We start from the raw sequence: 8,238 nt of genomic DNA on the forward strand, positions 1-8,238 counted from the left end.
ACGTGATCACTGCGCCGAAGGAGATGAAGCGCGAGCGTTACGAGCTGATCCTCGCGCCCGGAGAGGACGGCGACTGGCGGATCGCTTCGGAGGAGAAGGTCGACGAGATCACCGGGTTGGTGCGGTTTGCGCCGGAGGACGAGAAGTTCTATCGCTTCGACAGCTTCAGCTTCGAGGCCGAGGGCATGAAGGTCACGAGCGGGCCGGGGGTGGTCATCGTCGATTACATCGGGGACGAGCTGGGCGACCTCACCCTAGAGGGCGAGGGACTCGCCTACTCGTACGAACCGCCGCGGGACGAACTCGATTTCTACAGCGTTTACCGCCTCGTCCAGGCCAAGAAGGCAAAGGATCTGAAGTTCGATCCCGATTACGTCGTGATCGCCGGCACGCCGAAGCGGCTCCAAGAGTTCCTCGACACCAGCTTTTCCGGACTGGCCGAAGCGTCGCGCGCCGACCTCAGCGATCGGCTGCGGAAAAAGTACGAAGACGGGATCGAAGAAACGAAGAAATCGAGAAAGGAGAACCCGTTCGGAGGATTCCGCCCGAAGTTCGACCCGCGGTACGGCCGTGACACCTACGGGGTCAGTGTGCACACGTTGAAGGGAGACCGGGCCGTTTGGCTGGCCTACGACAACTTCGGCCAGCGGGAGGTGACCTTCGGAGTGGCCGGGCTGGGTCCGCTGTTCAGCTACTACTCGGAGGCCACTCGAAAGGCCGGACTCGACCCGAGGGAGCTCGAGGTCCGGGCCGACGCCGACTCGCGGTTCTTCGACGTCACCGCGGTCCAGGGGACGGTGGAGCTCGGCCTCAAGGATCCGGAGACGATGGTCGGGGACGTCACCTTCGAGGTGCGCGCCCACCTGCCGATCGACTTCCTTGACGTTTTCCTGGCCTACTTTCCCGATTCGACCGAGACGTTCGAGTCGCTGTCGAAGAAGCAGGTCTTCAAGATCAAGGCAATCACGGATGATCGCGGCAACGATCTGAGCTGGGTGCAGTACAGCCCGTTCCAGGGGAGGATCGTCTTCCCGGAAAGCGAACGGATGCAGCCGGGCGAGCGGCGGAAGGTCCGGGTCGAGTGGGAGAATCCGAAAGCGATCCGGAACTACTCCTATTCCTTCAAGGGGGTCCCGAGGGGAGGGTGGCTCCCCCTCGTCAGGATCTTCGATCTGATCGACACGTTCGACCTCACCGTCAAGACGCCGGCGCAGTACGAGGTGCTTGGCATTGGGAAGAAGGTCTCCGAATCGGTGGATGGCGACGTCAAGACGACCCGCTGGGTGGCGAACACTCCGGTCACCTTTCCCTCGATCATCTACGGGGACTACGTGAGCCGGTCCTCCACGGTCCAGGCGAGAAAGCTGGACGGCACGCCGATCCCGGTGACGATTCATGTCGACAAGCAGTCGATGGCCGACTTCCAGATCCGGCCCAAGCAGCTCGTCACGCTGGCGGACCAGGCGGCGAGCGCGATCAACGTCTACACCAAGCTGTTCCAGCTCGACTATCCCTACGACAAGCTCGATCTCGTGAACGATCCGGTGCCGGCCTTCTACGGGCAGGCACCGAGTTCTCTGATCTACCTCGGAAGTCCCGTCTTCCGCGGGATCGCCACCATCGTCACCTCCGAGGGAGGAGAGAACATCGAGGGCGTCATCGACCGGACCGACGCGACCTATCTGGCTCGATTCATGCGCTCGGTGGTGGCCCACGAGACGGGCCACCAGTGGTGGGGCGCTCGCGTAAGCAACGCCAACAGCGGGAACTACTGGTTCGTCGAGAGCCTGGCGGAGTACTCGTCGGCGATCTATCTGGAACTCGTCTACGGCAAGGAGGAGTATGAAGCCAAGGTGAAGGAGTGGCGCGACCGGGTCCTGGAGATCGAGCCGCTCGCAAGCGTCCAGAACGCCTCCATCATGTGGGGCGGCGAGATGCCGGGTGCCGCCTACCAGGCGGCGGTCTACAACAAGGGCCCGTATGCGATGCACATCTTGCGGAAGACCTTCGGCGACGAGAAGTTCTTCCGGTTCTTCCGCGCCCTCGCCCGGACGCTTGCCGGCAAGCAGATCGTGACCCGGGACATCCAGCGGATCGCCGAGGCCGCTTTCGGCGGGAACATGGACTGGTTCTTCGACCAATGGATCCGGGGCGTGGGTACGCCGGAGTTCCGCTACGACCTGAAATACCGGCAAACCGAGGATGGACAGTACCTGGTCGAGGGGACGGTCTGGCAGCGGGTGGTCCTGGGCAAGGAGAAGCAGGTCATCGAGGGCCGCACGTTCCGGGCCGCCGTGCCGGTGGTCGTGCAGTTCCGGGATGGCTCGGAGCACGAGCAGATCCTTCTCGTCGAGGGGCCCGAGACGAAGGTGAGGTTCAAGGTGCCGAAGCGCCCCAAGAAGCTGATCTTCAATGGAGGTGAAGCGGTTCTCGCTGCTTCGGCCAAGGAGGGAACCTTCACCGAGAGCTGACCCGGAAGCTCCTCGTCCCGCTGCGCCCGGTGGAGGCGCGGTTCCGGGGGTCTTCTTTGAACCGTTGGGGGAGAACGGCGGCTGTCGCCTTGGCGTTGGCCGCCTACGCGTCCCTGTTTCAGGGCTGCCGCCCCATTTGGGAGCCCGACGAGGGGCGCTACACCGCCGTCGCCGTGCAGATGCTCGAAAGCGGGGATTGGATCCACCCGCGCCTGCATCCCGCCCATCCACACTATTCCAAACCGCCGTTCACCTACTGGGCCCTCGCCGCGAGCCTCGCAGTCTTCGGCCGCAACGAATGGGCCGCCCGAATGCCGAACGCTCTGGCGCTCGCCGCGCTCATCGCGATCGCCGCCCGGCTCGGCCGGCGGTTCGCACCGCGTGCCGGGTGGGCGGCCGGCTTCGCAGTGGCGACGATGCCGGGTCCGCTCGTCGCCGCCAATGTCGTCACCACCGACACGCTCCTCGCCGCTTGGGAGGCGCTGGGAGCCCTTGGATTCGTGACGGCCTGGTGGGCAGGAGACGAGCGGCAGCGGCGGCGCGGGGCTTTCCTGATGTGGACCGCCTTCGGCATGGCCTTCTTGACGAAAGGACCGCCGGGCCTGTTGCCTTTGCTGGCCTTCGCGGTGTTCGCCCTCCTGGAGCGCCGCTGGCAGGGGCTCGCCGCGTTCCGTTCGGCGGCCGGGCTGGCGGCGTTCGCCGTTCTCGCGTTCGGCTGGTTCGCGGTCGTGATCGCGCAGGAACCGGTGCTGCTCCGTTACTTCCTGTTCAACGAATTCGTCGAGCGGATCGCTTCGGGCGTGCACCGCCGCAACCCCGAATGGTACGGGCCGTTCAAGGCGTACCTTCCCGGCCTGCTCCTCGGTTCGCTTCCCTGGACGCTCCCGGCCATGAAGGGTCTCGGCCGGGGCCTGGCGGACTTGCGGCGGCGCTCGCCCGGCGCGGCAGCCGAGGATCGTCTGCTCGCCCTCTGGGTCGGCGTGCCTCTGGTCGTGCTCTCGCTGGCGAAGTCCCGGCTGCCGCTGTACGTCCTGCCGCTGTTCCTCCCGCTCGCCCTCCTTGCGGTGCGGCGGCTGCCCTTTCCCGAATCGCCGCGGCTCCGCGGTGCGCGCATGTGGACCGCCGCGGCCCTCGCTCTCGCGACCCTCGGGCTCCGTGCCGTCCCCTGGCATCCCGCGCCGCACCGCGATGCTCTCCGCGCCTCGCGGGAGATCGCGGAGCTGGCTGGCGCGGTGCCCGCGGAGGTGCTGTTCGTGGACACCCGCCCGTGGTACGGTCTGAGCTTCTACATGGGCACGCAGGTCGACCGCGCCCGCCTCCACCCGGTCCGTCTGCCGGACGGACGCGACGAGGCGCTGGCGCGGCATCTCGAGCGGGCGATCCGGGGGCCCCGGCTGGTGGCCGGGTGGCCCCAGCTTCTCGACGAGATCCGGGAACAGGCCCGCTCGAGGGGATATGCCGTCGAGCCGCTCGGGATCATCGACGGGTTGCTGTTTTGCCGGCTGGGAGGCGAGCGTTGAGCGACGGGCGGAGACGGCCGGAGGTCTCGATCGTCCTTCCCGCCTACGACGAGAGGGAATCCCTGCCGGCCTTGCTGGACGAGCTCGCGAGCGAGCTGGCCGGCGCTCCTTTTTCCTACGAGGTCATCGTCGTCGACGACGGATCGCGGGACGGCACGGCGGAGATCGCCGACGAGGCGGCCGCTCGCGACCCGCGCGTGCGCGCCCTCCACCTGGCGCGGAACAGCGGGCAGTCGGCGGCTTTCGCGGTGGGGTTTCGCCATGCGCGGGGGGAGATCGTCGTCACGCTCGACGCCGACGGGCAGAATCCCCCCGCGGAGATACCACGCCTCGTTGCGGCGGTCCGGGGCGGGGCCGACGTCGCCGCGGGCTACCGGGCCACACGCCGCGACTCGTGGTGGCGCCGCCTCCAGTCGAGAATCGCCAATCGGATCAGGAACCTCCTGACGCACGAGACGATCCGCGACACCGGGTGCTCCCTCAAGGCGTTCCGGGCCGAGTTCGCGCGCGACCTGCCCGCGTTCGATGGGATGCACCGCTTTTTGCCGACCCTGTGCCGGATTCTCGGCGCGACGACGGTCGTCGAGGTCCCGGTGGCCCATCGTCCCCGGCGGGCGGGACGGTCGAAGTACGGGATGGCGAACCGGGCGCTGCGGGGTCTTTTCGATCTGCTGGCCGTGCGCTGGATGCAACGGCGATGGCTTCCTCCGCGGCGCCTCGTGCTCCGGGGTCCGGGCGAGGGGGAGCACGGCCGATGAGGCGGCAGGGCGGGCCAGCCGAGACGGAACCGGCCCCGCGAAACCGGTCGAAGGCGCGGGTGACGATCGGGGCCGAGACCGTCGTCAAGGACTATCGCGATTGTCCGGTGCTCGTCCGGTGGATGGGGCGGTACTGGCTCGATCGGGAAGAGCGGGCCCTGCGTCGTCTCGAGGGGCTCCCCAACGTTCCCACGGTCGTCGGCCGGCGGGGACCCTACGCCCTCGAGATCACCCGGGTTCCGGGAGTCCCGGTCTCGGGACGCCGCCCCCCGGAGGTCACGGAGCGGTTCATCGAGCGGCTGGGCCAGCTTTTCGATGCGCTGCACGCGCGAGGCGTGGCGCATGGCGACGCGCACTGCCGCAATGTGCTGATGGCCGGCGAGGAGCCGTACCTGGTCGATTTTTCGACCGCCTGGGTGACGGGGAGACACCCGATCCTCGACCGCTTCCTCTTCGAATGGTACAAGCAGCTCGACCGGCGGAAGATCTACAAGCTGGAGATCGATCTCTTCGGCCGGGACGTCCCGCCGCCAAGGATGTTCCTGCTCTACCGGTTGGTGAAGGAGGGCGCGTTGGCTCGCTTCTTGAAAAACCTCGTTCTGGTCGTGGGAATCCTGGCGATCCTCGTGCTCGCGCGGCCGACCCGCGCGTCGCTGATCGGCGGAGGCATGGTGGCGGCGCTCGGCCAGGGGATCCGGATCTGGGCGGCCGGCCACCTGCGCCGGAACCGTGAAGTGACGACCTCGGGGCCGTACGCCTACGTGAGGGACCCGCTCTACCTCGGCCGCCTCCTGCTGCTGGTCGGTTTCGGCATCATGGCCTGGGGTCCGGCGCTGTGGGTCCTTGCGGTGGGAGTCGTCCTGTTCCTCGCCAGCTACATGCCGCGGAAGCTGGCCAAGGAGCCGGAACGGCTCGAGAACCTCTTTGGGGAAGAGTACGCGCGCTACGCCGCCCAAGTCCGCAGTCTGCTCCCCCGGCTCACGCCCTACCCCGAGCGGGCACGGCGGAGCTGGAGCTTCGAGCTGTTCTGGCGCGAGAACCGGGAGCAGTACTTCCTGCTCGGAACGCTCCTGGTGGGGGCCGTCCTCGTCTGGCGCCATCTCGCGGGTTCGTGAGGAGACGTTTGCGGCCCCGGTTCCCCGCACCCTAAGCTGACCCGCCGCTCCCACCACCGCCCCCGAAAGGAGCCGGTCCCGGCCCATGAGCGACGAGCGGATCGAACGGACGAGCGGACGACTCGCGGCCCGGCGGACGGCGGGTTACGCCGCCGCGGCCGTCCTGGGGTGCGTGTTGCTGCTCTCCGCTTGGACGAAGGGAGCCGACCCGGAGGGATTCGCCGCCCAGATCGTCCGCGAGGGGCTTCTCCCGGGGTCGCTGGCCGGCTTCGCCGCGGTGCTCGTCGTTGCGCTCGAGGCGGGGCTGGGGGCGGCTCTGCTCGCGGGCCGGCTGGTGCCGCCGGTCCTGGCCGCGGGCACGGCGCTGATGGGGGCGTTCTGGCTGCTCGCCGGCTGGCAGTTCTTCGTGCCTCCGGACGACCCGTCGAGCTGCGGCTGTTTCGGCAACCTTATCCAGCAGACGCCGGGGCGGCACTGGGCGCTCAACACCGCCTTCCTCGCCCTGGCCGCTCTTTCGTGGCTCGGCTGCCGGCGCACGGCGCGCGGGGCCCTGGGCCTGACGGCGGGGTCCTTCGCGGTCGCCGCGGCGTTCGCCCTCGCCGCTCCCAGCCTGCCGATCGACTCCTGGCCGGGCGTGACGCGCCTGCGGGAAGGGGCGGACGTAGCGGAGCTGGGCCTCACCGACGTCATTCCGGAACTGGCCGCCGGGGATTCGCTCGTGCTCCTCATCGATCGCGCGGACGAGGAGACTCGCCGCGACATCGGAAGGGTGAACGAGCTCCTGGCGCTGAAGGGAGGTCCGGTCCGGGTGTTCGGCCTGGCCGAGCGCGACGAGGAGCTGGCTGCCGAGTTCTTCTGGGCGGCGGGGCCCGCCTTCGACGTTCGCGAGGCACCCTATTCTCTGATCAAACCGCTCTACCGGAGGCTGCCGCGGGCCTTTCTCGTTCGGGAGGGGAGGATCCGGCGCATCTGGAACGGGATCCCGGACGAGCCGGCGCTGGAGAGGCTCGCGCGGGGGGAGTTCCCGTGACGGTCCCCCTCCTCGTGGCTCTGGCAGCTGCGGCGCTCCCGGCCACCGCGGGCACGCCGGGCGAGGAGGTCGCCTTTGCGCTCACGGGGCACTACCAGCTGAGAATCGACGGCGAGCTGGATCCCGGGGCACGGCTGTACCTGTCCGCAGGCACCCCGCGGCTGCTCGTGGTGACGGAGCGTCTCGCCGGACCGGTGCTCGTGGTGTCCCGGGAGCGCACGGTCCGTGCGCTTCCCGCCGGGGCCGTCGAGTGCTCGGATGATGGCGAGACGTGCCGCGCGCGGATCGGCGAGGGGTCCGGCGGCGGGGGAGCCGGCTCGGTGTCGGTCCTCGCGGGCAAACTCCGGTTCCAGGCTTTCGGCCGGCTGGTGGTGGTCGAACCGCACGATCCCCTCCTCGGTCTGTTCTCCGCCGAGGAGCTGCTGGCGGCGATTCCCGAGTACCGGCGCGGAGCCGCCGCGTACACTCCACGGCGGGGGGACCTCCGTCTGCTCGCCACCGTCGAGGAGCCGGTGGACGTGGAGGTCTTCTTCGGTTCCTGGTGTCCCCACTGCGAGCGGTACGTGCCGCGCTTGCTTTCGGTGGCGCGAGCGCTGGAAGGCGAACCGATCCGATTCCGCTTCCGCGGCCTGCCGCGCGACTTCGCCGAGGATCCCCTGGCGCGCCAGTACGGGATCGAGGCGACGCCCACCGCCGTGGTCCGCCGGGGTACCCGCGAGCTGGGGCGCATCACCGGAGCGATGTGGGAGCACCCCGAAGCGGCGCTCTCGGCGGTCCTCTTCGGGGGTGAATGACCTCGGTCGGCCTCGGCCGGCACGACCGGTGCGAGGAGCATCCGCGAACGTGCGTTTTCGATCGAGCGGGCAGCCTGCGAGCGGGTCGCGGCGCTGCGCGCGGTCCGGCCGCGCGTTCGTCGCCGAAGCCTGTCGCAATTCAAGAGCTTGGACCGCGGCTCGCACCGCCGAGGATGCACCGACCGGTTCATGGATCCCCGGGCGAGGGCGCCGCAACGGTTCGCCGGCCGGGACGTCGGCCGCTCTCGCCCGGACTCGGCCCGGCCGCGGACGGACCGTTCGCGGCACCGTGCGGCCATCGGATGGGAGGTGCATCCGGGATGGTGCGTTTCCGCATCCAAACCGCTGATCGGTGGGAGGTTGCTGTCCCGAACGGCTCGATGCCGGCGAGATCGGGCCAAGTCTTTGTCCGGCAACGAGTAGCGCAGGATTTCGCACCATCGAGGGTGCACCTCCCATCGGATGAGCCGCGCTCCGCGAGCCGACCCGCAGGCGGATCTCCTGGGCCGAGTCCTTCCCGGGGACATCGGGCGCTCGGACCTCCGTGCGG

6 protein-coding genes are annotated in these 8,238 nt (G+C 69.0%); all 6 read left to right on the top strand.

Annotated features, from left to right (window positions below; translation table 11 throughout):
- The coding region (locus D6718_06050) for a hypothetical protein (protein RMG46146.1) at positions 1-2,471 on the top strand (2,471 nt) is incomplete at its 5' end.
- Between the two features lie 95 nt (positions 2,472-2,566).
- Positions 2,567-3,991, top strand: coding sequence for a DUF2142 domain-containing protein (locus tag D6718_06055; protein RMG46147.1), 1,425 nt, complete (start codon positions 2,567-2,569; stop codon positions 3,989-3,991).
- Positions 3,292-4,749: a glycosyltransferase gene (locus D6718_06060; GenBank protein ID RMG46151.1), complete on the top strand. Its 1,458-nt coding sequence runs from the start codon at positions 3,292-3,294 to the stop codon at positions 4,747-4,749. Before D6718_06055 ends, D6718_06060 begins: the two co-directional genes overlap by 700 nt.
- Positions 4,689-5,864, top strand: a complete 1,176-nt coding sequence (locus D6718_06065) for a hypothetical protein (protein ID RMG46148.1) — start codon at positions 4,689-4,691, stop codon at positions 5,862-5,864. Before D6718_06060 ends, D6718_06065 begins: the two co-directional genes overlap by 61 nt.
- An 85-nt stretch (positions 5,865-5,949) precedes the next feature.
- Positions 5,950-6,894 carry a hypothetical protein gene (locus D6718_06070; GenBank protein ID RMG46149.1) on the top strand — a complete coding sequence of 315 codons (945 nt, stop codon included), beginning with the start codon at positions 5,950-5,952 and terminating at the stop codon, positions 6,892-6,894.
- The gene (locus D6718_06075; protein ID RMG46150.1) at positions 6,891-7,688 is read left to right on the top strand and encodes a thioredoxin; all 798 of its coding nucleotides are present in this window, start codon (positions 6,891-6,893) and stop codon (positions 7,686-7,688) included. The genes D6718_06070 and D6718_06075 overlap by 4 nt, the downstream gene beginning before the upstream one ends.
- The last annotated feature ends 550 nt before the right edge of the window (positions 7,689-8,238 follow it).

This window comes from Acidobacteriota bacterium (assembly GCA_003696075.1).
Lineage (GTDB): Bacteria > Acidobacteriota > Polarisedimenticolia > J045 > J045 > J045.